Origin of the sequence: Massilia genomosp. 1, from assembly GCF_011682185.1 — a bacterium.
Taxonomy (GTDB): Bacteria; Pseudomonadota; Gammaproteobacteria; order Burkholderiales; family Burkholderiaceae_D; genus Telluria_A; species Telluria_A rubra.
In genome coordinates, this window is record NZ_WHJF01000065.1 from 1 (window position 1) to 25,533 (window position 25,533).

The following is a 25,533-nucleotide window of genomic DNA, read 5'->3' on the forward strand; positions in this document are numbered from 1 at the left end:
ATCCTTTTCCGCGGCGGAAAGCTTGGAAAGATCTGGAAGGGGGCGCAGTTTTGTCATGATCAGCATCATGGACCGATTTCAAGAAACGAACAACTCTGGCACGTGCTCGCTCAGGCTAAACAGTTACAGAAATTTTTCCTTGATTAGCGCTGATTTTGGCGCAGCGCTGAAAATATTGCTACTCGAAAAGCCGGGCGGGAGCCAGCCAAGCCAAGTTGATGCTCATATTGCAGTCCGGATTTGCCGATCCCGGCAGTCCGGACACCGCCTCGACGTGCAGCGCGTTGTGTTCGCTGGCGGTGCTCGTCTTGATCTTGCTAATGAGCTTGTACACTTGCAGGTCGTACATGTATGCCTTGCATAAAATGTGCAAGTGCAATATATTGAAGCCATGAACCCGCACACCTCCCCTCTCCTTCGCACCCGCCCGGCACGCCACGCCGACGCCGGCCTGCGTGCGGGCGCAGGTGTTGCACGAATTATCCGAGCGGCTGCACGCGTCGCTCGCTTTCGTGTGCCGGTCGTCGAATAAATTTCAAGCGAGCACTTGGCGGCAATTCGCGAAGCGTTCCGCGCAAGTCTCACCGAGCTTTGCTCCCGACTTTATCGGAGCATTCCATGACTACCTCGTTTTCCCCATCGCACGACCACGCCACCGTCGCGCCCGCGGCGCCTACCGCCGTGCCTACCGCCGTGCCTACCGCAGCACCCCAGTACGCACTGCGCCTGAAGCAGCCCGCCTTCTGGAACACGCCCAATCCGGCGATGGAAGAGCGCCTGCTGGCCCACTGGCGCGCCACCGGCCAGCGCCAGCAGGTGGACGCCGAACGCCAGGGCCAGCCGCGCTACTGGCTGCTCGACGGCCCGCCCTACGCCAACGGTAACGCCCACTTCGGCCACCTGCTCAACAAAACGCTCAAGGACGTCCACGTGCGCTACGCCAGCGTGTGCGGGCACACGGTGACCTGGCGCGCAGGCTGGGATTGCCACGGGCTGCCGCTCGAACTGGCGGTCGAAAAACGCCACGGCCCGCAAGCCAAGCAAGATCCTCTGCGCTTCATGCGCCAGTGCCGCGACGAAGCGACGCACTGGAAGGATCTGCAGGCCAGCGCCATGTCGCGCCTGGGCCTGATGGCCGATATGGACCAGCCCTGGCTGACCATGGACCCGGCGCGCGAAGCGGCATCGCTGTCGCTGCTGCTCGAGATGTGGCAGGCCGGCCTGCTGGTCGAACGCCACTCGCCGGTACACTGGTGCCCCGCCTGCCGCAGCGCGCTGGCCGCCAGCGAACTGGAAAAGACCAGCAAGGAGCGCTTGGAGACCTTCTTCAGCGTACCCTTCGCGCCGGCGTCGTGCGAGGCGATGACGCGGCGCGCGCGCGAACAGGGCGCGGCCTGGCCGGACGGCCCGCTGCATCTGCTGTCGTGGACCACCACCCCGTGGACCTTGTGGGCCAATGCCGGCTTCGGCCACCCGCAGGCGGGCGCCTTGAGCGTCGCCACGCTCGCCGGCGGCATGCGGGTGGTGCTGGCCGTGCGGGCGCGCGAGCGCTTGCTGCGCGATTATCCGGCCATGTTCAGCCATGCCGGCCATGAATTCGATGGGGCGCTGGACTTTGCCGGGCTGCGCGGCTTGTCGCTGGCCGCCGTCAGTCCGCTGACTGGCCTCGCGGCCCCCTTGCTGGCGGCGGATTTTGCCAGCGAGAGCGAGGGCTCCGGTTTTGTCCACCTGGCGCCGGCGTTCGGGCCGGACGACTTTGCGCTGCACGAAACCAACGGCGTGCGCCTCGACTGCCACGTGGGCAAGGATGGCCGCCTGATGGACGTCGGCGACGTGCCGATGCCGGCCGCGCTGCAAGGCGCCACGCTGGAAGTGGCGTCGCAGGTCTCGTGCGACCTGCTGGCCCAGGCCGGCCGGCTGGTCCACATGGAGCGCAAGAGCGTCGAAACGACGATGTGCTGGCGCCACAAGAAGGCTGTGTTCTACCGCGCCAGCGGGCAGTGGGCGCTCGACATGCACAAGGGCTTCGATGGCTGCCCCGAGGGCCTGGCGCAACGCGCGCTGGCCGCATTGGACGCCACCGTGTTCCTGCCGGACGAGAAAGCCCGTGCGCCGCTGGCCCTGATGATGTCCACGCGCCGCTTCTGGACCTTGTCGCGCGACCGCCTGTGGGGCGTGCCGCTGCCGTTCTTCCGGCATGCAGCGAGCGGCGAGCTGCATCCCGATACGGCCGCCATGTGGCGCGAACTGGTCGAGCGCGTGCGCACCGGCGGGGTCGAGGCCTGGCAGGCGTTTGCGGCACCGCCCGGCTACACCAAAAGCGCGCAGAGCGTCGATGTCTGGTTCGACGCCGGGGCCGCGTGGCACAGTGCGGCCGAGGAAGGCGGCGCCCAGGCCGACATGGTGGTCGAAGGCCAGGACCAGACGCGCGGCTGGTTTCTATCGTCGTTCCTGCTGCATGCCTTCAAAAGTCCCCTGCCGCCGTTCAAGAAGGTGATGACCCATCGCTTCGTGGTCGATGAACAAGGGATGAAATTTTCCAAGGAAAAGGGCACCGCGCCCGACAGCGGCGCGCTGTTCGCGCAGTCGGGCGCCGATGTCTTTCGCCTGTGGGTGTGCAGCCAGGATGTGGGCGACGAAATGAAGTGGTCCGGCACATCGCTCAAACAGGCGACCCAGGACGCCAAGGACTGGCGCAGCTTCCTGCGCTTTCACCTGGCGAACATGGAAAACCGCGCCGACGCCGCGCGCCCGCCGGCGCTGCGTGAGCTCGACCGGCTGGCATTGCACAAACTGCAGGAGGCGCGCAGCCAATGGCATGCGTGCATGGAGGGCGGGCGTTTCTACCAGGCGCTGAGCTGCCTTGCGCAGTTCCGCCAGTGGGCCAGTTCGGAGTGGTTCGAACTGTCCAAGCGCACCCTGTACTGCGCGAAGGACGGCAGCGCCGACCTGGCGAGCGCGCAGTGGGCGCTGCGCGAATCGTTTTTGCTGTGTACGCAGATGCTGGCGACGGTGATGCCGTTCGCCTGCGAGGAGGCGTACCTGGCCTGGCCCGGCCACCCCAAGGCGTCACTGTTGCTGCACGCGCTGGCCGCACACGATGTGCCGCCCGCCATGGACGCGGCGCTGCGCCAGGCCGAGTCGATGCTGGCCTGGCGCCGCTCGCTGCAAGCGCTGGTCGAACGCGCGCGCGGGCTGGTCGAGAAGGGCACGCCGGTGTGCCTGGCGTTCGGGGCCAGTCCCGACCCGCACAGCGAGGAACAGTTGCGCGCCCTCTTCCCCGGTTGTTTCGTGCTGCCGGACGACCATGCGAATGCGCTCGACGCGTGGGAAGCAGGACCGGCCGGCGATGCGGCGCCGGTCCGCGCCGGCAAGCCCGCCGTGCGCCCGCACCGGTGCGGCCGTTGCCGCGATTATGTGAGGGCGTCACTGGACGATCAAGGCCTGTGCCATCAGTGTACCGTCGAGGTGGTGCGCTAGCGAGGCCCAATGAGGCCCAATGAGGCCCGAGTTGCGCGCCGCCGGCTAAAGAAGTCCGTCAATACAGGTCTTCGCTGATAAGCGGCGAGCAGCGCGTTATCGTGGGCGCTCCATCACCGCTGGAGAGACCCATGACCTACCCACGCACGGCCGGCATTCGCCTGCTCGCCCTGACTGCCGCCTTGACGCTGTCCGCTCATTCCAGCTTGCCACGCTTCTGAAATCAGTGCATGTCGGTCGCGTCGAGGAAGGCCTTGACCATCGCTTCGAGGCCGACGCGGTCTTCTTCGGTAAAGCGGTTCAACAGCGGGCTGTCGATGTCGAACACGCCGTACAGTTGGCCATCCTTGATCAGCGGGATGACGATTTCGGCGTTCGAGGCGCTGTCGCACGCGATATGACCGTCGAACGCATGCACGTCGGCGACCACGATGGTGCGGCGCTCCTGCGCGGAGGTGCCGCACACGCCCCGCCCAAGCGCAATGCGCGCGCACGCCACCTTGCCCTGGAACGGGCCGACCAGCAGTTCCTGGGCGTCGCCCTTTTTGCCCGGACGGAGCAGGTAGAAGCCGGCCCAGTTCAGGTCCGCGATGGCGGAGTACACCAGGGCGGAAAATTGCGCGGCGTTCGCGGTCAGATCGCGCTCGCCTTCGAGGATGCTGCTGACCTGGCGCGCGAGCAGGGAATAGTCGCCTGAGTTGTTGTCGATGTTGTGCATACGGCTGCTTGCATGTGGAGTGAAGGATGGGCCGTATTGTACGCGTAGCCGCGCGCACGCGCTTCCCCAAGCGCATCGGTCCCTTGCGCCGGCCGTCGCCTGCGCACGTTTCCCCCACGTACACCATCTTCGGTCACAAATGCATTTAACACCGTGAAATGAAGCGATCTCAAGGTACATATCAAAAAGTACTTGGATTCATTTTGAAACTAAGTATAATCAAGCCATGCCAGAGAACCTCATACCCCCACCGCAGCACTACCCGAACGACGTCATTTGCACGGTCGATACCGTCCTGCTCACGCTGGCCGACGACGGCTTGTGCGTCGCCCTGCTCAAGCGCGAGCGCGAGCCGTACAAGGGCGTGGCCGCCCTCCCCGGCGGCTATATCCACGCCGACAAGGATATCGACGGCTACGGCGCCGCCCTGCGCGTGCTCAAGACCAAAACCGGCATCGACGTGCCCTATCTGGAACAACTGGCCGCGTTTACCGGCGCGGCGCGCGATCCGCGCGGCTGGTCGGTGTCGCTGACGTATTACGCGCTGGTGCCGCACGCCGTCATCACGGCGGCGGGCCACCCCGGCGTGAAGCTGGTCGGCGTCGACCGCCTGCACACCCTGCCGTTCGACCACGGCGTGATCGTGGCGGCGGCCGTCGAGCGGCTGCGCAGCAAGAGCCAGTATTCGTCGCTGCCGTGCTTTTTGGTCGGTGAGCTGTTTACGCTCCCGCAACTGCAGCGCGTGTACGAAGCGCTGATGGGCGAAGCGCTGAACAAGGTGAGTTTTCGCCGCAAGATGGCCGAACTCGATGTGCTCGAAGCGGCCGAGGGCCAGATGGACACGTCGAGCCCCAGCCGCCCGGCGCAGTTGTACCGGCTGCGCCCGGAATTTCGCGACCGCCTGGGCCTGCTCAAGCGCGGCCTGTAAGCAATCAACCAAGGAGAATACGATCATGGCCATTATCGACAGGGTGAAGTGGGACGGCAGAGCGAGCCAGTTGGCATGGAAGTACCCCTCGCAGGCGTTGTCGACCGGGACGCAGCTGATCGTCAACGAGTCGCAAGTGGCTTTCGTGGTGCGCGACGGCGTGTACGAAGGGCCTTTCGGGGCCGGTCGCCACACCCTCTCGACCAGCAACCTGCCCTTGCTGCGCAAGCTGGTGGGCTTGCCGTTCGGCGGCCAGTCGCCGTTTTCAGCCGAAGTCTGGTTCGTCAACCTGGCCAGCACGCTCGATGTGCGCTGGGGTACGCCCGATCCGGTCCAGCTGCAGGATCCCAAATTCGGGATCATGGTGCCGGTGCGCGCCTTCGGGCAGTACGGCATCCGCATCGACGATCCCAAGCTGTTCCTGATGGCGCTGGTGGGCACCGCGCGCAGCATGGACGCGGCCACCCTGGCCGAGTACTTCCGGGCCATGAACACCACCCGCATCAAGACCGCGATTGCCGGCGCCGTTGGCGAGAGCGGCGTCTCGGTGCTGGACATCTCGACCCGGCTCGATGCGCTTTCGAACACCTTGAAGGGCGCGCTGGCGCCTGACATGGCCCTCTACGGCGTGGCGCTGACCCAATTTCAGATCGAATCGATCAACGTGCCCGAGGCCGATCCGGCCGTGCAAACGCTCAAGGCGGCGCTGGCGCGGCGCGCCGAAATGAATATCGTCGGCTTCGACTACCAGCAGGAGCGCCGTTTCGACGTGCTGCAAACCGCCGCCGGCAATCAGGGCAGCGCCGGGACGGTGCTCGGCGCCGGCATGGGCCTGGCGATGGGCGGCGCGCTTGGCGCCAGCATCGGCCAGATGAGCGAGACCATCGCACCCGCCGCCCACGGCGAGCGCATTGCCCTGCTGCGCGACCTGGCGGCGCTGCGCGAACAAAACATCCTGACCGACGCCGAATTCGACGCCGAGAAAAAACGCATCCTGGCTTGATTCCCTCATGACGCCGCTCACCCTCCTTTGCCCCCAGTGCGGCAGCCCATTGCCCCGGCAGGCGCTGTGGCGCATCGTCACCTGCATTTACTGCGGGGCGGACGTGACGCACAGCGAAGATCTGGTGCATGCCGCCGATTTTCATGCAGCGTACGTACGCTCGCGCGCCGGCGACGCGGCCGCCGATATTGCCTGCGGCGGGCAGCACTACAACACCATCGCCCACCTGGGCGCCGGCGGCAGCGCAACCGTGGCGCTGGCCAACCGCAGCGGCGCCATGCCACGGCGCGTTGTCATCAAGCTCGCCCACGCCGGCGCCCCCGCCGGCCATCTGGCGCGCGAAAAGGCCATCCTCGACCAGTTACAGGCCGACGACCTGCCCGGAGCCGCTTACTTTACCCAGCGCCTGCCGCAAGCGGTGGCCGTGGGCAGCAGCGCCAGCGTACACGGGCAGCCGCGCGAGGTGCTGGTGCTGCGCCACCCCACCGGCTTCTGGGGCAGCCTGGCCGACGTGCGACTGGCCTACGGTCGCGCGATCGACGCGCGCCATGCGGTGTGGATGTGGCGCCGCGTGCTCGAAGTACTGGCCTACGTTCACACCGGCGGCTGGAGCCACGGCCGGCTCTCGCCCGAGCACCTGCTGGTGCATCCGGCCGATCATGGCGTGTTGATCATCGGCTGGTCCGGCGCAACCCGCAGGCACGATCGCGCCGCCCAGGCGCGCGACCTGGTGCAACTGGCCTGGGCCATGCGGGCGATGTTGTCCGACTGGTTCGACCCTGCGGGCGAGCCGGTTTTTTCGGGCGCCACGCCGGCCGCGCTGGTGTGGGTGCTGGAGCGCGCCAGCCAGGACGCCGCATGGTGCGCCTCACTCGGCGCGGAAGGCCTGCGCCGGGCCGTCGGCGACGCGGCGAAAGACGCGTTCGGCCCGGCCAGATTCATCGATTTCAGTCCCACCCCATCCAGCTAAACCAATAAAGGAATCATCATGGGTCAAGGTAATTACTCCCACGCTGCGCACGCAGCCCTGGTCGCCGACCGCGCGTCGGCCTCCCGCTCCGAAGTGTTCACCCAGCGCGGATGCCACGCGCTGATGAACCCCAACGGCCTGAAAATGCGCGAATCGCGCGACAGCGCCGATCATCCCAACTCGCTGGGGATCGTATTCGCGCTCGACGTCACCGGCTCCATGGGCGACATTCCGCAAAGCCTGGCCACCAAAGAGCTGCCGACCTTCATGGCGCTGCTGGGCGCGGTCGGCGTGCCCGATCCGCAACTGCTGTTCATGGCCATTGGCGACGCCACCTCCGATCGTGCGCCGCTGCAGATCGGCCAGTTCGAATCGACCGCGGAACTGATGGACCAGTGGCTCACGTGGAGCTACCTGGAAGGCGGCGGTGGTGGCAGCGGCGAAGAAAGCTACGAGCTGGCCTTCTATATGGTAGCGCAGCACACCGACATCGATTGCTGGGTCAAGCGGCGCAAAAAGGGCTACCTGTTCATCACCGGCGACGAGCTGCCTTACCCGGCGGTGTCGCGCCACCAGATCGGCAGCCTGGTGGGCGACACGCTCGACGAGGACGTGCCGATCGCCGAAGCGATTGCGGCGGCGGCCGAAACGTATCACGTGTTTTTCCTCATTCCCGACCTGGGCCGGCGCGCCCGCTGCGAAAAGCGCTGGCGCGAGCTGCTGGGAGACCATGTGATCTGCATGGAAGAACCGGGCGACGCCTGCGCGGTGGCCGCCGCCATCGTCGGCCTGACCGAGCGCGCCATTGCCGACATGGATACGCTGGTGTCCACCCTGTCCGCCAACGCCATCGAGCCGCAGCGCGTGTCGGCCATCGTGCGCGCCCTGCGTCCGTATGCGGACCTGCTCGATCCGGCCGCCGCCAGCGGCGTGCATGTGCCGGCGGCGGGCACGCCGGCAACGCCGTCGGCGTGGTGGAAACGCATGTTCGCATAAGGATGCCCATGTCTTCGACCCGTCTGGTGTCCCTGCTGGGGCTTGGCTTTGGCGATTGCGGCAAGGGCCTGTTTACCGATTACCTGTGCCGTCAATGGGGCGCGCATACGGTGGTGCGCTTCAATGGCGGCGCCCAGGCCGGCCACAATGTGGTGTTGCCCGACGGGCGGCATCACACCTTCGCGCAGTTCGGCGCGGGCAGCTTCGTGCCGGGGACGGTCACCCTGCTGGCCTTTCCGGTGATCGTGCATCCGGGCGCGCTGCTGGTGGAAGACGCCTACCTGCGCCGGGCGGGCGTGGATGGCGCCTTGCGCCGCATCCTGATCGATGGCCGCTGCCGGGTCACCACGCCGTATCACCAGGCTGCGGGGCGCATGCGTGAATTGCAGCGCGGCGCACAGGCGCACGGCAGTTGCGGCGTGGGCGTGGGCGAGACGGCCGGCCACGGCATCGATCACCCTGACCAGATTATCCATTATGCGGATCTGGTGCGGCCGGCGCTGGCAATGGCAAAACTGGAAGGGATGCGGCGCACGCTACGCACGGATTTTGGCGAGCGCTGCGCGGAACCTGCCAATCAGGATGCCTATGCGGCCGAATTGTCGGTGCTGGACGATGCAGGCATGGCCGCGCGCTGGCTGGAGCAGGTGGCGCAGCTGACGCGCCAGGCGCCGCCGGCCTCGCGCGCGCAGGTCGCGCAGCGGCTGCACTTGCCGGGCTGCGTGCTGTTCGAAGGCGCGCAGGGCGTGCTGCTCGATGAATGGCGTGGTTTTCATCCGCATACGACGTGGAGCAGCATCGGCCCGGCGTCGGTGGAAGCGGTGGCGCTCGACGCGGGCCAGCACGGGCGGATCGAACATCTGGGCATCCTGCGCTCGTACATGACGCGCCATGGAAACGGACCGCTGCCGACGCACGATGCGCGCCTCGATCACCTGCCCGAACCGCACAATGCCTCGGACGGCTGGCAAGGCCGCTTCCGGCGCGGGCATCCCGACGCGCTGTTGCTGCGCTACGCGCTGCGGGTTGCGGGGCCGCTCGACGGCCTGCTGGTGAGCCACCTCGATGTGTTCGGGCGCGAACCGCATCTGCGCTGGTGCGGCGGGTACCAGGACGACGATGCGGCCGGTGACTTGTGTACCCGCGACCCGGTGTCGGGCCGGATCGACGCCATCCTGCCCGGTGCGGCGCACGATCTGGCGCACCAGGAGCGGCTGGGCCACCTGCTGGCGCGCGCCAGGGCGTACTATGCGGGCGAGCCGGTGGCCGATGCGTCAGCATTCGTGGCGCAGCTCGAGGCGCTGACCGGCTTGCCGGTGCTGTTCGGATCGCACGGGCCGACGCACGCCACGATGCGGATCTTGAAGCCGTTGTCAGAACCGCACCCGATGTTATAAAAATATATTCATTTATTGAAATGAGGTTCTTTTGCTTGTATTGTTGAACGATGTTATAAAAATATATTCATTTATTGAAATGAGGTTCTTTTGCTTGTATTGTTGAAAATACAAACCCGCGGTTTGGGCTTAACCTTCAAGCAAAGGCGCCATCTTGTCTACCAACCTACCCGAAGTGAAGCCGGCGATGTTTGCCGCTCCAATGATGCGGCTGTGGAGAAGCTTGAAGAGCTGGCGACAATTCTCGGTTGGCCCGGTCTCGCTGTTCTACCGTTTTGGCCGCCGCGTGCCGGTCTCGAACAACCGCCGCCGCCAGCCGCAGCGCATCAAGGCCGATTGCGCGAGCCCGGTCGCGCCGCCCGACGGCGCCCTGTCAATCCATGCCGCCTACGGGAGCGAACGCGATGCGTCGACCGAAACGGCGCTGATTGTCGGCGTCGGCCCCGGGTATGGTTTCGAACTGGCGCGCCGCTTCGCCGCATCGGGCATGCGCGTGGCGCTGGCCTCGCGCAACGCCGAGCGGCTCGACGACCTGGTCGATGAACTGAGCGCCGCTGGCGGGCAGGTCAACGCCTACGGCTGCGACGCCACCGACGAACGCTCGGTGGCCGCTTTGCTGGCCACGGTGACGGCGGAACTGGGCGCGCCGCACCTGGTGGTCTACGCGGTGCAGGGTTTTTGCCCGGGCACGGTGATGGGTACCGAAGTGCCGGCGTTCGAAGAAAGCTGGCGCCAGAACTGCCTGGGCGGCTTTATCGTGGCGCGGGCGGCGGCCCGGATGATGGTGCCGCTGGGGCGCGGCAGCATCATCCTCACCGGGTCGACTTCGTCGCTGATCGGGCGCGAAGAGCACCTCAACCTGGCAGTCGGCAAATTTGGCCTGCGCGCGCTGGCGCAGGTGCTGGCGCGCGAGGTATGGCCGTCGGGGATTCACGTGGCGCACGTGGTGATCGATGCGGACGTCAAGGATTCGGACGTGTTCGAGGCCGGCTACACCCAAGCCGAGCCACGCCACCTGGCCGACGCGGTATTCGGCCTGCACCGCCAGCCGCGCACCGCGTGGACCAGTGAAATGGACTTCCGTCCATGGAACGAGAAGTTCTGGCAGCATTGCTGACCCAAGCAGCCCGGCATCGGCGCAGCGCCGGAACGAAAACCGGAACGAAACCCAGGCGCCGACAAGGGCCGCCTGCTCGCCGGACGGCGCCGCCAGATCGTGGAACTGGTCGAAGCGCAGGAGCAGGTCACGGTCGAGGAATTGTCGGCCCGCTTCGGTATTTCGGTCGTCACCATCCGCAGCGACCTCAAGGCGCTGGAAGACGTCGGCGCCCTGGTGCGCACCCACGGCGGCGCGCTGCTGCAGCGCGATGGCGACGAGCTGCCGATCAGCGTCAAGGAAAACCAGCACTACGCCGAGAAGAAGCGCATCGCCGCCGCCGCCGCGCGCCTGATCGCCGATGGCGACACCATCATCCTCGATTCGGGCAGCACCACGGCCGAAATCGCCAAGCTCATTCGCGGCATGAAGCTCAGCGCCATCAACGTGATCACCAATGCGCTCAATATCGCGGTCCTTCTGGCCAATGTGCAGCACGTAAACCTGATCATGCTGGGCGGCCAGCTGCGTTCGCGCTCGTATTCGCTGTCCGGCCCCCAGGCCGAAGCCGCGCTCGGGCACTTGCAGGCGGACCGCCTGTTCCTCGGCGTCGACTGCCTCGATCCCGAGATCGGCCTGATGACGCCATATCTGCTTGAAGCGCAGCTCAATGCGAAGATGATGAAGGTGTCGCGCCACGTGGTGGCGGTGGCCGATTCGTCAAAACTGATGCGCCGCACGCTGTCGGTGATCGCGCGCGTCGACGAGATCGACATGCTCATCACCGACCGTGGCGCCGACCAGCACGTGGTCGATACCCTGATCGAAAAAGGCGTCGAGGTCGTGCTGGCCTAGGCGCACGCCTTCGCGCAGCCTGTCACGCATAAGTACGTCCCATTTTCGCCTTCCCTTTGCTCGACAATGAGGCGCCGAAAGGATTCGAAATTGCCTTCTCTTTCGAGTAGGCTGTCCGGTCGCCGATCAGGTCGACCTCAGCCCGGCAGCGCGCTGCAACTGCTCCGCACGAGCGCTCGCGTCTGGCCAACCGTCCAGTAGGCCGGATGGGCTTTCCACGCAGCGCCCTGGCGCGCCGGTTTTCCGTTGACGAACAGGTTCTTTACGTCGTTCAGCAGCGGCAAGGTTGATGCGACATAGGTATGCGACGGAAAATCCTCGGGAATGAAGGACACCACGTTCTCGATATCCTTGATTTCCGCCTGCGGCTTGTCGCCGCATCCGACGCGCGGGTAAAAATGCACGTCCTGGGACAATTGCAGCGCAAAGTCGAACGGTGACAGATACACCGTGGTGCGCTCGGCGACGTTCAGGTAGTTCTGGCCGTAGTGCATAAAGACGTCGCGATCGACGTCCGGTGCGGCGAGGATGATCTGGCCGAACGGTTTCTTTTCGCCGGGAAGGACCTGCATGCGCGAGATGACGCGCAGCAGCGGGCGATTGCCCATGCTGTGCGCAATAATATGGATTTTTCTCCCGCCGGCGCTGGCGCGCACCGTTTTCAAAAACGCTTCGAGGTGAATCTCGCTCGCGTCCGCAGTGGCTTCATCGTGCGTGTATTTACGATAGTTCTTGTTGGCGGCCCACGAGAAAAACATCATGTTATTCGGCGGGACATGCAGGTCGAAACCGAGTTGCGCGGCCCTGAGCGCGGCGTCTTCGAACGAATTGTTATAGCCGTGGATGAAAACCAGCAGGTAGGCGCTTTCGGGATTGCCGGCCGCGCCCAACTGGCTTTTGGCGAGCGCCATGAAACTGTCCTGGCTGTGAAATTCGATATTGCCGTCGGCAATGGCCAGGCGTGTATCGCGCGTGGAGAACACACCTTGCTCACCGAGGGAGCCAGTCAAGCGCCCCTTCGGGATGGTGACGATCACCCGGCCGTAATGCACCCGCGCGGCGCGCTCGTCCAGGTAGGCCGTTTTGGCACTGTTGGGCATGCGCGAGGTGCCGTACAGGACCGGGTACTTGACTTCCTTGTCGGTATAGGCCGCCTTGACTTCGGGGATTGGCGGCGGTCGGTGGGCGTCGGGCATGGCGCAGGACACCAACAACAATGACACGACGATAAGCGCGACAGCTTTCATGGAGGACCTGTTAGTTTGATCAAGTGACGGCGTCAGTCGGTGCTCAGAAACACCCAAGCTCGTTGAACGCCACCTTCGCGCTGGCGCGTTGCTTGCCAGTCCGAGCGGAAATGATGGTTTGGATTTTCGACAAGCCTGCGAAAGTGTAGCGTTTGCAGCGTACCGTATTCCACACGTCCCCGGTGGAGACGTTAACGGCGAAATGCCCCAGCACATTCGATGTGCCCGCTTTGCGGTTACTGTAGACCAAACCGAAGTCGGCATATCCCGGACGGTACAGCGTACCTTCTTCGTCCCCACGCCACGGGCCGTCGATCCACATGCCGGGGTCCGCCATCTTGAATTTTTCGTGGTTCAACACCACAACGAGAACCTGCCTGGCCTGATCCACCGTCAAGCCGGAGGCCTGGATATCGTCCGGATGAAGCGATTGGGCAAGACCCGGCAAACAAAAAGACACGCCGGCAGCAAGCAAGAATACCCGCAGCCGGCTTAAGGTGGACAATCTCATCGCGCTTTTACCATGCCAATCATCTCTTGAAGCGCTTTCGAACCCGCCATCCGCCGGCGCGGCGCTGGCGGGTGCGGTCGCTTGCGGGGCGCAGCACCGCAAGCGACGTCTTTACACGTTGACGCCGAACGAGGCCGCCAGGGGACCGAGGCCGCCGTTGAAGCCCTGGCCGACCGCGCGGAATTTCCAGTCGCCGGAATGACGGTAGATTTCGCCAAAAATCATGGCCGCTTCGGTCGAGCCATCTTCGGACAGGTCGAAACGCGCGATTTCATGATTGTTCGCGGCATTGACGCAGCGGATGAACGCGTTCGACACCATGCCGAAGTTTTGCTTGCGCGCCGGTGCATCGTGGATGGTGACGCACACCGAAATCTTTTCGACATCGGCCGGTACGCGGCTCAGGTCGACAGTGAGGCTCTCGTCGTCGCCATCGCCGTCGCCGGTGCGGTTGTCGCCCGAGTGCACCACGCTGCCATCGACCGATTTGAGGTTGTTATAAAAGATCATGTCGGTATCGGAGCGGACTTTGCCGTCGGATTTCAACATGAAGACGGTGCCGTCGAGGTCGAACTCGACACCGCTGGTCGAGCGGGCATCCCAGCCCAGACCGATTACCATTTTCGTCAGGCCGGGCGCTTCCTTGCTCAGGTTGACGTTGCCACCCTTGGTCAGACTAATTGCCATCTTTAACTCTCCTGTTTTAATGACTACACGAGCCTTCATTATAGGGGCTCGCATGGCATAACACAGGAGGCGCTGGCAAAAAAGGCAAGGGGCGCTGCCGGGCTTACTGCGCCTTGAGGTAATCGAGCAGGTCGAGGCGCTCGTCTTTATTGAGCGGCTGCAGCGTTTGCGCTCCGTTGCCGCGCACCACGGTGCCGTATTCGTGGCCGGCGTTGCTGTTGCCGGGGAGCGCGGTGTCGAACAGGAAGCCGTCGTAGCCGTCGCTGCGCAATCCCACCTTGACCGGATCGAATTCGCGCGAGCCGGTGCGAAACCTGGCCGGCCGGCATTCGGCCGCCTTGTCGCCGGCCGGGCATTGCGCCGGCAGCAGCAGGTCGTACAAGGTCGGCACCGAGCCGTTGTGCAGGTACGGGGACGTGGCCCAGATGCCGTTCAGCGCGCGCCCCTTGTAGGCGCGTAATGACGCATACGGGTCGATGGTGGTGTCGATGGTGTAGTTGCCCTGCTTGTTGGACGGCTTGATCTCGTTGCCGGAATAGGCCTTGAGCATATTGTTCAGCCATTCGGCCCAGCGCTGCACGAAAGACTTGTCGGGGTCGCGTGTCTCGAGCACGCTCATGGTGGCCTTGGTCAGCAGCGCAGCGATCGGGGCTTTTTTGTCGAGCAGGATATTGCCCACGTTCGCGCCCACGTATTCGTTGCGCAAGATGCCGGAGTAGCCGAGGTAGCGGACGCTGTTGTCGGCCATGGTGGCATCGGTGCCCACTTCGTCGAGCCCGGACATGTGGGCGACGATACGGCGCGCCGGCGAGCGGCGATCGATGCTGGCGTGGCAGCTGGCGCAGTGCTGGTTGAACAGGCGCTCGCCGCGCAATACCCGGGCCTGGTCGATCGAGGCGGCGCCGAACACCTCGCGCGGCCACTGCGGCGATTGCAGCGACGCGAGATGGCTTTCGATCAGGCGCAGGTTTTCGATGTTGACGGAGGAGTCGAACTGGATCGCCTTTTGCATCAGCCCTTTGCCAGAGAGCAGGGAGGCGAGGGAAAACGTGTCCTTTTCATGCCAGTCGAGGGTGCCGAAGACGCCGATCACTTCGCCGGCGTTGCGGCCCAGCGGACCGAGGCCGGCGTTGTTGCCCAGGCCGTTCCACTGCACCACGTCGTGCTGGGGCACGTCCCACAAGAAGGGGTAGCTGACGGGGGCGTCGGCGTCGATGAAGAACTCGGCCCGCAGCCAGTCGATGTCGTCTTGGGTGGTGGCCAGGCGCGCGATGACCTGGTCGCGCTGGACCGACGTCAGGGTCTCGCCTACCCCGGCCAGCGCCTCGGCGATCCGGGCCGGGCTGTATTTGTTGCGCAGCACGGCTTCGAGCTGGTAGCGGTTGAGCAGGTGTTCCAGGGTCCGGTTGTAGATGCGGCCGAACGCGTCCAGGCGCGCGTAGCCATACGCGGTCGGGCTATTGTTGATGAGGTTGTAGCTTTGCAGGCGCAGGGTATACACGCCGATGTCGTTGATGACGTCGGCGGCGCTGGCGTAGGCGCCGCGCGCCAGCACCTCCTTGACGAAGCGCTGCTGCACGGCCGGCTGGTCGCGCACCGCCTTCATCGACGCGGTCAGGGCCTGGAGGAAGCCGACCATGTCGGCGCCGCCGGGTCCGCCGTCGATGCGCATTGCCTGGCCGCGGTAATTGATCTGCGCCGTGTGGCAGGCGGCGCAGGTCAGGCCCACGTAGTCCTTGTTCAGATAGCCGTCCTTGACGAAGCCGACCGGCAAGGCGTCGGGATTGGATGGCGTGGCGCGTTGCGGGAGGTAGCGGAAGCGATTCATGTGCTCGCTGGAGCGGAACAGGCCCGTGGTCCCCGGCTGTTCGAGCGCCATGAAAAAGTCGTACGGCAGCAGGTTCGAGCCTTGCGTGGTGGTGTAGAACCACAGGCTGTCCTCGGGCTTCCAGTTCTGGTCGAGATAGGCCACCTTGGTGAAGCTGTCGCCGAACAGGTCGCCGGTGACGAGCGCCGCGCCGCGCCCGGGGTCGGCATCGGACTTTTGCTGGTGGTGGAACAAGGCCACGATGAGCGGCGGCAGGACCAGCACCAGTATCAGCATGAGTACGATGCCAAGCAGCCAGTGTTTGCGTAAGCGGCGAACCATGATCGAGTACCCCCCTGTGCGTGGTGTATGTACTGAGCGACAGCTCATTCATGGTACCCCCGCCAAACGAGCCCGGCAATACTGTCGAATCGACCAGTTCAAGATTTTCCCGGTTTATGCACAGCGCGCCGGCGGCGCCCTGGCGCCAGGTCTTACTTGCGCGGCCTGGCGCGCAGCAAGGTCCCGGCGGCATTGTCTTCGAAACGGCCGGCTTCTTCGATATAGCCCTGCACCGTGCCATCGTGGCGCCAGCCGCCCTGCCGTTTGATGTCGCGGAAATTGGCGCCGGCGCGGTGCGCGCTGGTGGCCATGCCGCGCCGCAGGCTGTGGCTGGACAGGTCGGGCACGTAGTCGAGGCCGGCAAGGCGCGCGCATTGTTCGAGGATGGTGTTGACGCTGCCTTCATGCAGGGCGGCCATGGACACCTCGCCCCATTGGCTGATCGGGCGAAATACCGGGCCGTTCACGATGGCGGCGGCGGCCAGCCAGGTGCGCAGCGCGCTGGCCGGGCAGCAGGCCCCGTCGCCGTAGGGAATCGCCTTGACGATGCCCTCCCCCATCTGGTCGGTCTTCGAGCGCGGCAGGGTAATCGTGATGCCTTCGCTTTGCCAGCCGAGGTGGCTTACCTCAATGGCGACCAGCTCGCTGCGGCGCAAGCCGCCGAAAAATCCGATTTGCAGCAGGGCGTTGTCGCGCGCGGCCTTCAAGCTTGCCAGGCTGGCGAGCTGGCCGACGATGCGTTCCAGGTCTTCGACCGGCAGCGCCTTGGCTTTCTTCTTGGGCTTGCCGTTGGTGCGCGCGATGCCGGCCAGGGTCTTGCGCACCGTGGGCGTGGACGCCGGGTCGGCAAAACCCTGGTGTACATGCCACTGCGACAGCGCAGTCAGGCGCAAGGCCAGGGTGCGCGGGTTGAGCGAGGCGGCAAACGCCAGCAGGTAGCCAATCATGGCCGGCTCGTCGGCCGGCAAGACGCCGCCCCATGCGAGGAAGTGCTTGATGGCCGAGCGGTAGGCGCGGCGCGTGTTGTCGGAGGTGGCAGCGGCCAGGAAGGCGCGGTGCTGCGCGCTCAGTTCGGCATCGAACGGCGTAACGGCGTTACGCGGCGGCGTGACGGCATTGGCGGACAGTGCTGGAACGAGAGCGAATTCATCAGACATGGCGAGACGCGGCAAAACGCGCTTTGTAACGGGTATTACAAAGCATACCACGGCGGGGTGACGGATAGGTCACGATAACATCTCTTATCGCGACCAATACCAGCGAATTTTCCAAGAATATTTTATCGTAATATTGTATGATATTACGTAACACGTAATACGTTATCTTATTCAGGAGTTCCAAAATGGCACGTGCCGGTATCCTCTATTCCCATGTTGCAGCCGCCGCTGCCGGTCTGGCCGCCGATAACAAGAACCCCACGGTGGATACGGTCCGGGAAGCGCTGGGCGGCACCGGCAGCAAAAGCACGATCGCTCCCATGCTCAAGCGCTGGAAGGAAGAGCATCAGCAAACGCCCTCGCCCGCGGGTCCCGGCGTGCCGCCAGGCTTGTTGCAGGCGGTAAAAGGCGTGTATGAGTCGATCAAGACCGATTTTCAGCAGGATCTGGACGTCGAAAAGCTCGCCCACGCCGCCGGGCTGCGCCAGCTGGCCGATGAACTCGAAAAATCGCGCTTGCAACAGGCCGCGCTTGAGCAGCGCGTCAATACACTCGACAGCGAGCTGGCCAGCGCCAACACCACCATCGCGCACATGCACCAGGCCAATCACCTGTTGACGGTCGACCTGGCCGGCGCCCGCAGCGAACAGGCCGGCCTGCAGCAGCGCCTGTCCGACCGCGCTGCGGAAGTGGCCGCGCTCAACGCCCAGCTGACCCAGGCGCGCGCCCAGTTCGACCATTACCACGAGGCCAGCGCCACCCAGCGCGCCGAGGAGCGCCAGGGCTTCGAGCAGCGCGCCGCGCTGGTCGACCGCGAACTGGTGACCTTGCGCCAGCAGTTACTCCACCACAAAGGCCAGGCCGCCCAGTTTGCCGGCCAGCTCAGTCAGGCGGGTAGCGAAAATGCCCGCCTGCATCAAGCCGCCGAAGCGGCGCAGGGCGACGCCGCCCGTGAACGCAGCGCGGCCGAGCGCGCGACGTTCCAGGCCTCGGGCCTCTCGGCCCAGCTCGATAAATTGCAGGCGCAGCACGACGCCATGCAGGCGCAAGTAAATGAAAGCAGGATTGCCCTGGCAGTCAGGGCGCGCGAGTCGGAGATTGTGGCGTCGCGCCTGGCGCAAGCCGACAGCCAGGCGCACGCCGCTGCACAGGAAAAGCAGGCGCTGATGCGTACAGTGACGGTGCTCGAAACCGAGCTGCGCCAGGAGCGGGAACTGGCGCGCCAGCGCGACCTTGCGCCGCCCGCGTCAAGCCAGCCCGGCCCCTGATCGCCGCCCGCAACAGAGGCCATCTCACAACGGGGGAGCGTTCAACGATTGCCACGGCGTGCAGCCGCGGCCGCTGTCAGAACGCTTCCTGGTTGTCGATGACGACCACGGCATTTCCTGCTTGTTTCAAAAGACCCACAGTTGGCGCCGGACCACGCACCGTGCGGGTCGTTGCCGCAACAGGAACGGCAGGAACGTTGCCCAAGACTGCGGACTGATGCGTTGCCGACTGCATCGGCGCGCGTTCAGCGCGATGCTCCTCTGAGATCTTGAACACACTGACCTCGTGTACCAGATTGCTCGCTTGATCCTCCAGCGAACTGGCGGCGGCGGCGGCCTGCTCGACCAGCGCGGCATTTTGCTGTGTTACCTCATCCATTTGACAGATGGCTTGGTTGATCTGCTCGATGCCTAAGGTTTGCTCCCGGCTCGCTGCCGTGATCGCACCCATCATGTCCGTCACGCTCTGAATGCTGCTGACAATGGCGTGCATGGTCGATCCTGCCTGGTCAACCAGCCTGGCGCCAATCTCGACTTTTTCGACAGAGTCTCCAATCAATGTCTTGATTTCCTTGGCAGCGGCGGCCGAGCGTTGCGCCAGGTTGCGCACTTCGCTGGCGACGACCGCGAAACCTCGACCCTGTTCACCGGCCCTGGCCGCCTCGACAGCGGCGTTCAGGGCCAGGATGTTGGTTTGAAATGCGATGCCGTCAATCACGCCGATGATATCGACGATCCTTTTCGACGACGCGTTAATTGCCTCCATGGTGTCGATCACCTGTGAGACGACCACGCCGCCCTTTGACGCAACTTCGGACGCGGACACAGCCAATTGATTGGCTTGGCGCGCATTGTCGGCGTTCTGTTTCACGGTACTGGTGAGCTCTTCCATCGACGACGCAGTCTCTTCCAGCGAGCTGGCCTGTTGTTCCGTGCGCGACGACAGGTCGAGGTTGCCGGCGGCTATCTGGGATGAAGCGGTGGCGATGGTATCGCTCGATTGCCTGACTTCGCCTATCGTTTGCGCCAATTTTGCTTGCATTTCTTTCATCGCATTCAGCAGGCTGTGATGGTCGTTACTCCTTGTGGCAACCGCAACGGTCAAGTCGCCGGCAGCGATACCTCGCACGATCCGAGCGGCGTAGTCGGGTTCGCCGCCGATGTCGCGATAGATGTTACGTATTAGCAAAAAGCCTGCCAAGGCCGCTAACAATATGCCTGATGCGATCGCAATATTCATGCCGTTGCGCAATGCGCGATAACGGGCGCCCGATTGTTCATATTCCTTTTTTGCCACGTCGACCTGAAGCATGCGTAGCCCGTCAATGCCTTCCTTGACAGCGGGAAGCAAGGTTTGGAATTGTTCCTGCAACTGCTTGGCAGCCTCGATTTTTCCTTCTCGCAAGGCGCCGATTGCGGGAAACAAGCCTTCCTTGACCATTTTGCTTCGGTCTGCGGCAAATTTTTTCGCCAGCGCGCTCTCTTCCGGCGTCAGATACGTCGCCATGTACTGGCCCCAGGTCTTGTTGATCTCTTCGGCATTCTTTTCGATGAGATCAGCCTTGGCCTTGATATTCGATGCAATCGGGTCCAGTAGCGCCTGCGCCAACGCCAGCCGGTTCCGCAACAACAGGCTCTCGATTCGCGTGACCTGTTCCAGGGCCACCGTGCGATCCTCGTAGACGGTCTTCAGTCCTTCGTTGGCCTTGTTCATTCCGTACAGGCCCAACAGCCCGACGCCGATGGACAATAGAGCGAGAAAGACGACGACACCGCTTAAGCGTGCCTTGATTGTCATTTTCATTCTTGGCTTCCTGACTAAAAACTATTCGGGTGGATTGTCTTTTGCTACGCAGCCAAGTCTGTCTTGGTCGTCCCTCTATGTCAGGACGACAGAGTACGATGGGCAGAAACCGTGTCAATTCGATTTTTAGGAATAGTCCGGCGCGGATCAGATCAGGCCATGAGAAGTGCCAAGGCCACTTTATTCAAGGGCTAATCGCAACAAGGATGGGGTTGCGTTTGCGATGCGAATCTGGAGCAAATGGAGAACAGAAAATGAAGGTGCAGAAAGGAGGTTATACCGGCAGTTAACCTGGCGCAACCAGTAGTTTCTAACAGGGTGTTGATTCTGACGCACCGGGGGCATCCTGAGAACGCCAACTCGCGTTCGTCGAGGCCCAGCTATCCCAGCTGGGCCTGATCCTTGACGTCGCTGCTTACTTCGTCACCCTGCTTGATCGCATCATGAAGGGCAAAGTAGTACACACGGGCGCGCGATACCTACAGGCGATTGTAGACCTTGATCGGCGCCTGTGGGTCGCTCGATGTTGTGTCGGGTACAATCGACGGCAAACCGCAACGTAAGCGATCGTTGCAACGGGCGTCGCTGGCACCGCCTTTTTCGCCGAACGAACCTGGCATTGTCTTCCCTGACTCATAGCCATGACGCGCAGTGGTAAGTATTCGCGACAACCGTGGGTTTAGCCAATCCGGATGAAAGCGTACAACCATTCAAATCGAAAAGAACCGACCCATGAAAATCCACGGCACCACTCCCATCCTGCGCATCTTCGATGAATCGAAAGCTAAAGAATTCTATGTGGATTTTTTGGGATTCCAGGTCGACTGGGATCACCGCTTCGGGCCAGGCCTGCCGCTCTACCTGCAAGTCTCGCGCGATGGCTGCATCCTTCACCTGTCCGAACATCACGGCGATTGCTGCCCCGGTTCGGCGATGCGGATTGCAGTTGACGGGATCGATGAGCTCCATGCAGAGCTGAGCGCCAAACAGTTCAAGTATGCGCGTCCCACGTTGGAAGATACCTCATGGGGTACCCGCGACATGGCGCTTAAAGACCCATTCGGCAATTGCCTGACATTTACCACCGCAATCAGTACCTGAACTTCAACTCCGCTTTTTGCGCAAGCACCCAGGCCTTCGATCGGCCAGCGGCGTACCCGCTTCGAGCTTGAAACCGCCTGGTTTCAACTGCGCGGCACCTTGCGGCAGCAGCATGAATGATCGCTTGTTTTCAACAGTCAGTGACAGTTGCGGCAGCGGTTTAGCGGAACATTATGGAAAGCACGTTCAACCTTCACGGTAGTTGTCAACAAAGATGTCGCGTCAATCAAGGCGCTACTTTCCATAAACGTTCCACTGCACCTCAGCCCCCTACCGGGCGGACGCATCCCGACTGGGGATCTCCAGCCCTTTCGCCACCGCCGGCCGCGCCACGAAGTGTTCCACCGCGCGCGTCACATGCGGAAAATCGGCGATGCCGACCAGGTCGCCCGCTTCGTAAAAACCGATCAGGTTGCGCACCCACGGCAGAATCGCGATATCGGCGATGGTGTAGGTGTCGCCCATGATCCAGGTGCGCTGCGCCAACCGTTCGTTGAGCACGCCGAGCAGGCGCTTCGATTCGGCCACATAGCGGTCGTGCGGGCGCTTGTCCTCATAGTCCTTGCCGGCGAATTTGTGGAAGAAACCGAGCTGGCCGAACATCGGGCCGATGCCGCCCATCTGGAACATCACCCACTGGATGGTCTCGTAACGTCCAGCCGCGTCAAGCGGCAGGAACTGGCCGGTTTTCTCGGCCAGGTAGATCAGGATCGCGCCCGATTCGAACAGCGCCAGTGGTTTGCCGTCCGGGCCATTCGGATCGATGATCGCCGGGATCTTGTTGTTCGGGTTGAGCGACATGAATTCGGGCGTGAGCTGATCGTTGTGATCGAAGCGCACCAGGTGCGGCTCGTAGGCCAGCGCGGTTTCTTCGAGCATGATCGATACCTTCACGCCATTCGGCGTCGGCAGCGAATACAGCTGGATGCGCTCGGGATGGGCGGCAGGCCATTTTTTGGTAATCGGGAAGGTCGACAGGTCGTTCATAGCTCACTCCTTGAAAGCGGGTCTGGTGACGTCCCTCGTGGGGACATCCGGCCCGACAACATAGCAGAAATTTTATGTTTGCTGTTGTTGCTCCCTCTCCGCTTGCGCCCTGCCCGCTTGCGCCCACTCCGCACGCCAGGCGATCGCCAGCGCCGCCGCCAGCAAGGCGCAAGCGAGCGCGAACGTCCTGTGCATGCCCGCCGCCACCGCCGCGAACGGCGCCGCAACCGTGGCCGTCCCGGCGCCGAACGCGAACACGGCCACCATCAGCGACGCGCCGGTGACCAGCCCCAGGTTGCGCGCCAGGTTCAGCATGCTCGCGACCACCCCGCGCTGCTTGGCGCCCGCCGTGTCCATCAGCGCCGTATTGTTCGCCGCCTGGAACAGCGCATAGCCGATCGTCAGCACCACCAGCGGCGCAACATAGCCCGGCACGCCGCTCGAAACAGGCAGCAGTGCCAGCGGCACGCTCGCGCCCAGCATCAGCGCCAGGCCGGCGATGGCCACGCCTGCCGTGCCGGCGCGCTCGACCAGGCGCCCGGCCGGCACGCCCGACAAGGCGGCCACCAGCGGCCCCGCCGACAGCACCAGGCCGACGCCGGCCGGCGCCAGCCCGAGTGCGCGCGTCAGATAAAACGGCCCCACCACCAGGGTCGCCATCATCACGGTTGCCACCAGCGCCGTGGTGCCCAGGCGCGCGCCGAGCAGCCGGTCGCGCAGCAGCGCCAGCGGGATCAGCGGCGACGCCGCACTCGCGCCGGCCCGCACGAACAGGCAAGCCCCCACGGCCGCGGCCAGCAACAAGGCCAGGTTCGGCGCGCCGAAGCCGCCGCCGACCGTCATGGCCAGCGCATACGCGCCCAGTGTCAGCGCCAGCAACAGCGTGCCGATGGCGTCAAAACCGGTCCGCTCGCCGTCCAGGCGCGCCACATCGGCCGGCAAGCCCCGGTACGCCAGCAGCCACGTCGCGATCCCGAGCGGCGCGGTGATGAAGAACAAGGCGCGCCAGCCGGCCGCGCCGATCAGTACCCCGCCCAGGGTCGGCCCGAGGGCGGTGCCGACGGCGGACATGGTTCCCAGCAGGCCCATGACGCTGCCGCTGCCCCCTTTCGACGCGGCGCCGGCGGCAAAGCTCATGGTCAGCCCCATCATCGCCGCCGCGCCGAGGCCCTGCAACGCGCGCGCGGCGATCAAGCACGGCAGCGTCGGCGCCAGCCCGCACAGGATCGACGCCGCCGTGAACAGCGCAATGCCGGCCAACAGCAGCCGGCGCCGTCCGGTCAGGTCGCCGAGCCGGCCGACCCCGACGATCAGCGTGGTAATGGCCAGCAGGTACGCCAGCACGATCCACTGCACCTGCCCGAAGCGCACGCCGAACGCCTGCGCCAGCGCCGGCAAGCCGACGTTGGCGATGCTGGTGCCGAGCGACGAGAGCAGCATCGACAGCGCCAGCGCCCCCGCCAGCGCGCGCGGCCGCTTCACGTGAGCAGCCATACCGCTTCGCGCGCCGCGAAGCGGCCTTTGAAGCCGCCCGCCACCTCGGTCTTGCCCAGCAGCGTGAGCGCATACGCGTGCCCGTAGCGCTGCCGCACTTCATCGTCGCCGACCGAAAACGGCGGCCCGGCCATGAGCGCCTGCTCGTACTGGTAGCAGATCAGCAGTTGCGGCGCCCGCGCCGCCAGTGCGCCGACGTGGGCCGCATACCGTGCGCGCATCGCTTCCGGCAGCGCGACCAGCGCCGCCCGGTCGTAGACCGCGTCGACCGCGCCGAGCATGCTGGCCGACAGCGCAAACAGGTCGCCCACGAAGATATCGATGCCCGGCGCGCGATAGTGCAGCAGCTGCGCAGCAACGCTGACCTCCGGCGTGACGCCCAGGTCGGCAAACAGCTGGTCGACGGCAAGCTGGCTCAGCTCGACGCCTGCCACGCGATAGCCTTGGGCGAGCAGCCAATGCACGTCCAGCGACTTGCCGCACAGGGGCACGAACACCCGGCTGCCGGGCGCCAGCCCCAGTCGTCCGAGATGCGCCAGCATCAGCGGATTGGCGGCGCCCTCATGGAAACCGATCTCCTTGCTTGCCCACTTGCGATGCCAGAAGTCCCTGTCCATATCGATCATCCCCGGTTAAAGGCGCCGACGGCCGGCACCCAAACCCAGTCTAACCGGCCGCCACGCATGGCGGAAGATGCAGCGTTTGCACTATATTGCTGCACCGGACGCCACACCAGGGCCGAACTGCGCTATCGTAAGCGCATGTCCCTGCCCGACCTGAACCTCTTGATTACCCTCGACGCGCTGCTGGCCGAAGGCAGCGTGGCCGGCGCCGCCCGCCGTTTGCGCCTGAGCCCCTCGGCCATGAGCCGCGCGCTGGCGCGCCTGCGCCAAGCCACCGGCGACCCCTTGCTGGTGCGCGCCGGGCGCGCGCTAGTACACACGCCACGCGCCATCGCCCTGCGCCAGCAGGTCAGCGATCTGGTACATGACGGCGTGGCCGTACTGCGTCCTGTCGACAAGCTCGACCTGGCGCAGCTTGCGCGCACATTCACCATCCGCACCAGGGAAGGGTTTGTGGAAAATTTCGGCGCACAACTCATCAAGCGCGTGCGCGCCGAAGCGCCCGGCGTGTACCTGCGTTTCGTGCCCAAGCCCGACAAGGACAGCACGGGCCTGCGCGACGGCAGCGTCGACCTGGAAACCGGCGTCATCGGCAAGTCGACCGGCCCGGAAGTGCGCACGCAAGCCCTGTTCCGCGACCGTTTCGTGGCCGTCATGCGCGCCGGCCACGCGCTGGCCGCGGGCGCCATCACGCCCGCCAGCTATGCAGGCGGGGAGCACATCGGCGTAGCGCGCCAGGGCGGCGGGAAAGGCCCGCTCGATGACGCCTTGCTCGCGCTGGGCCTGGAACGCGCGATCGTGGCCACGGTGGCCGGCTTCGCGCCCGCGCTGGCGCTGGCCCGCGAAAGCGACCTGATCGCCACCGTCCCGGAACGCCATACCGGCCTGCTGCGCGATGGCATGCACAGTGTCGCCCTGCCCTTTCCGATGCCCGGCTTTACCGTGTCGATGCTGTGGCATCCCCGGCTCGACGCCGATCCGGCCCACCGCTGGCTGCGCGGGCACCTGCGGGCGGTGTGCGGCGCGGAACGGGGCTGAGCGCATCTATCATGCCGGTCACGA

The 25,533-nt window shown here is 64.6% G+C and carries 22 protein-coding genes; 11 read left to right on the forward strand and 11 right to left on the reverse strand.

Features of this window, described 5'->3' with window-relative positions; genetic code table 11:
- Nucleotides 1-178: 178 nt before the first annotated feature.
- Nucleotides 179-349: a hypothetical protein gene (locus F1735_RS21680; protein ID WP_167238883.1), complete on the reverse strand. Its 171-nt coding sequence runs from the start codon at nucleotides 347-349 to the stop codon at nucleotides 179-181.
- A 269-nt stretch (nucleotides 350-618) separates the two neighbouring features.
- Here F1735_RS21680 and F1735_RS21685 point away from each other — a divergent pair, with 269 nt between their 5' ends.
- Nucleotides 619-3,480 carry a class I tRNA ligase family protein gene (locus F1735_RS21685; protein ID WP_167238884.1) on the forward strand — a complete coding sequence of 954 codons (2,862 nt, stop codon included), beginning with the start codon at nucleotides 619-621 and terminating at the stop codon, nucleotides 3,478-3,480.
- Nucleotides 3,481-3,703: 223 nt separating this feature from the next.
- On the opposite strand, the gene F1735_RS21690 is transcribed toward F1735_RS21685, so the two are convergent.
- The gene (locus tag F1735_RS21690) at nucleotides 3,704-4,198 is read right to left on the reverse strand and encodes a GAF domain-containing protein (protein WP_167238885.1); all 495 of its coding nucleotides are present in this window, start codon (nucleotides 4,196-4,198) and stop codon (nucleotides 3,704-3,706) included.
- 226 nt (nucleotides 4,199-4,424) lie between these two features.
- Between F1735_RS21690 and F1735_RS21695 the strand changes: the two genes are divergently transcribed.
- The 7 genes from F1735_RS21695 to F1735_RS21725 all read left to right on the forward strand — a co-directional run bounded on the left by F1735_RS21695 (nucleotide 4,425) and on the right by F1735_RS21725 (nucleotide 11,443).
- Nucleotides 4,425-5,126, forward strand: coding sequence for an NUDIX hydrolase (locus F1735_RS21695; RefSeq protein WP_167238886.1), 702 nt, complete (start codon nucleotides 4,425-4,427; stop codon nucleotides 5,124-5,126).
- Nucleotides 5,127-5,151: 25 nt separating this feature from the next.
- Nucleotides 5,152-6,129 (forward strand): SPFH domain-containing protein, encoded by a 978-nt coding sequence (locus F1735_RS21700; RefSeq protein WP_167238887.1) that lies wholly within the window; start codon nucleotides 5,152-5,154, stop codon nucleotides 6,127-6,129.
- 7 nt (nucleotides 6,130-6,136) lie between these two features.
- Nucleotides 6,137-7,099: an inactive serine/threonine-protein kinase VRK3 gene (locus tag F1735_RS21705; RefSeq protein WP_167238888.1), complete on the forward strand. Its 963-nt coding sequence runs from the start codon at nucleotides 6,137-6,139 to the stop codon at nucleotides 7,097-7,099.
- A gap of 18 nt (nucleotides 7,100-7,117) precedes the next feature.
- Entirely contained in the window at nucleotides 7,118-8,095 is a 978-nt protein-coding gene (locus tag F1735_RS21710) for a VWA domain-containing protein (RefSeq protein ID WP_167238889.1), read from the forward strand.
- An 8-nt stretch (nucleotides 8,096-8,103) separates the two neighbouring features.
- A complete protein-coding gene (locus F1735_RS21715) occupies nucleotides 8,104-9,492 on the forward strand; it encodes an adenylosuccinate synthetase (protein WP_167238890.1) in 1,389 nt (462 codons plus the stop codon).
- A gap of 154 nt (nucleotides 9,493-9,646) precedes the next feature.
- Entirely contained in the window at nucleotides 9,647-10,609 is a 963-nt protein-coding gene (locus F1735_RS21720) for an SDR family NAD(P)-dependent oxidoreductase (RefSeq protein ID WP_222853051.1), read from the forward strand.
- Between the two features lie 72 nt (nucleotides 10,610-10,681).
- Entirely contained in the window at nucleotides 10,682-11,443 is a 762-nt protein-coding gene (locus F1735_RS21725) for a DeoR/GlpR family DNA-binding transcription regulator (RefSeq protein ID WP_187364319.1), read from the forward strand.
- A 137-nt stretch (nucleotides 11,444-11,580) separates the two neighbouring features.
- Here the strand turns inward: F1735_RS21725 and F1735_RS21730 are convergent, their stop codons facing one another.
- The 5 genes from F1735_RS21730 to F1735_RS21750 all read right to left on the reverse strand — a co-directional run bounded on the left by F1735_RS21730 (nucleotide 11,581) and on the right by F1735_RS21750 (nucleotide 17,194).
- Nucleotides 11,581-12,639, reverse strand: coding sequence for an alpha/beta hydrolase (locus tag F1735_RS21730; RefSeq protein WP_167238891.1), 1,059 nt, complete (start codon nucleotides 12,637-12,639; stop codon nucleotides 11,581-11,583).
- 94 nt (nucleotides 12,640-12,733) lie between these two features.
- Nucleotides 12,734-13,201: a hypothetical protein gene (locus tag F1735_RS21735; RefSeq protein ID WP_167238892.1), complete on the reverse strand. Its 468-nt coding sequence runs from the start codon at nucleotides 13,199-13,201 to the stop codon at nucleotides 12,734-12,736.
- Between the two features lie 111 nt (nucleotides 13,202-13,312).
- Nucleotides 13,313-13,888 (reverse strand): TerD family protein, encoded by a 576-nt coding sequence (locus F1735_RS21740; protein WP_167238893.1) that lies wholly within the window; start codon nucleotides 13,886-13,888, stop codon nucleotides 13,313-13,315.
- A gap of 103 nt (nucleotides 13,889-13,991) precedes the next feature.
- Complete coding sequence (locus tag F1735_RS21745; protein ID WP_167238894.1) at nucleotides 13,992-16,037, reverse strand: c-type cytochrome; 2,046 nt, start codon at nucleotides 16,035-16,037, stop codon at nucleotides 13,992-13,994.
- Between the two features lie 152 nt (nucleotides 16,038-16,189).
- Nucleotides 16,190-17,194, reverse strand: a complete 1,005-nt coding sequence (locus F1735_RS21750) for a site-specific integrase (RefSeq protein WP_167238895.1) — start codon at nucleotides 17,192-17,194, stop codon at nucleotides 16,190-16,192.
- A gap of 185 nt (nucleotides 17,195-17,379) precedes the next feature.
- Between F1735_RS21750 and F1735_RS21755 the strand changes: the two genes are divergently transcribed.
- Nucleotides 17,380-18,462 (forward strand): DNA-binding protein, encoded by a 1,083-nt coding sequence (locus tag F1735_RS21755; RefSeq protein ID WP_167238896.1) that lies wholly within the window; start codon nucleotides 17,380-17,382, stop codon nucleotides 18,460-18,462.
- 76 nt (nucleotides 18,463-18,538) lie between these two features.
- On the opposite strand, the gene F1735_RS37905 is transcribed toward F1735_RS21755, so the two are convergent.
- Nucleotides 18,539-20,266 (reverse strand): methyl-accepting chemotaxis protein, encoded by a 1,728-nt coding sequence (locus tag F1735_RS37905; protein WP_167238897.1) that lies wholly within the window; start codon nucleotides 20,264-20,266, stop codon nucleotides 18,539-18,541.
- 732 nt (nucleotides 20,267-20,998) lie between these two features.
- On the opposite strand from F1735_RS37905, the gene F1735_RS21765 reads away from it, so the two are divergent.
- A complete protein-coding gene (locus F1735_RS21765; protein WP_167238898.1) occupies nucleotides 20,999-21,367 on the forward strand; it encodes a glyoxalase superfamily protein in 369 nt (122 codons plus the stop codon).
- A 270-nt stretch (nucleotides 21,368-21,637) separates the two neighbouring features.
- Here the strand turns inward: F1735_RS21765 and F1735_RS21770 are convergent, their stop codons facing one another.
- The 3 genes from F1735_RS21770 to tmpT form a co-directional block, all read right to left on the reverse strand.
- Nucleotides 21,638-22,354, reverse strand: a complete 717-nt coding sequence (locus F1735_RS21770) for a glutathione binding-like protein (protein WP_167238899.1) — start codon at nucleotides 22,352-22,354, stop codon at nucleotides 21,638-21,640.
- Nucleotides 22,355-22,426: 72 nt separating this feature from the next.
- On the reverse strand, nucleotides 22,427-23,836 hold the full coding sequence (locus F1735_RS21775) for an MFS transporter (protein ID WP_373888563.1): 1,410 nt from the start codon (nucleotides 23,834-23,836) through the stop codon (nucleotides 22,427-22,429).
- Nucleotides 23,833-24,465 carry a thiopurine S-methyltransferase gene (tmpT, locus tag F1735_RS21780; RefSeq protein ID WP_167238900.1) on the reverse strand — a complete coding sequence of 211 codons (633 nt, stop codon included), beginning with the start codon at nucleotides 24,463-24,465 and terminating at the stop codon, nucleotides 23,833-23,835. Before tmpT ends, F1735_RS21775 begins: the two co-directional genes overlap by 4 nt.
- A 144-nt stretch (nucleotides 24,466-24,609) precedes the next feature.
- Between tmpT and F1735_RS21785 the strand changes: the two genes are divergently transcribed.
- Nucleotides 24,610-25,509: a LysR family transcriptional regulator gene (locus F1735_RS21785; RefSeq protein ID WP_167238917.1), complete on the forward strand. Its 900-nt coding sequence runs from the start codon at nucleotides 24,610-24,612 to the stop codon at nucleotides 25,507-25,509.
- Nucleotides 25,510-25,533 lie beyond the last annotated feature (24 nt).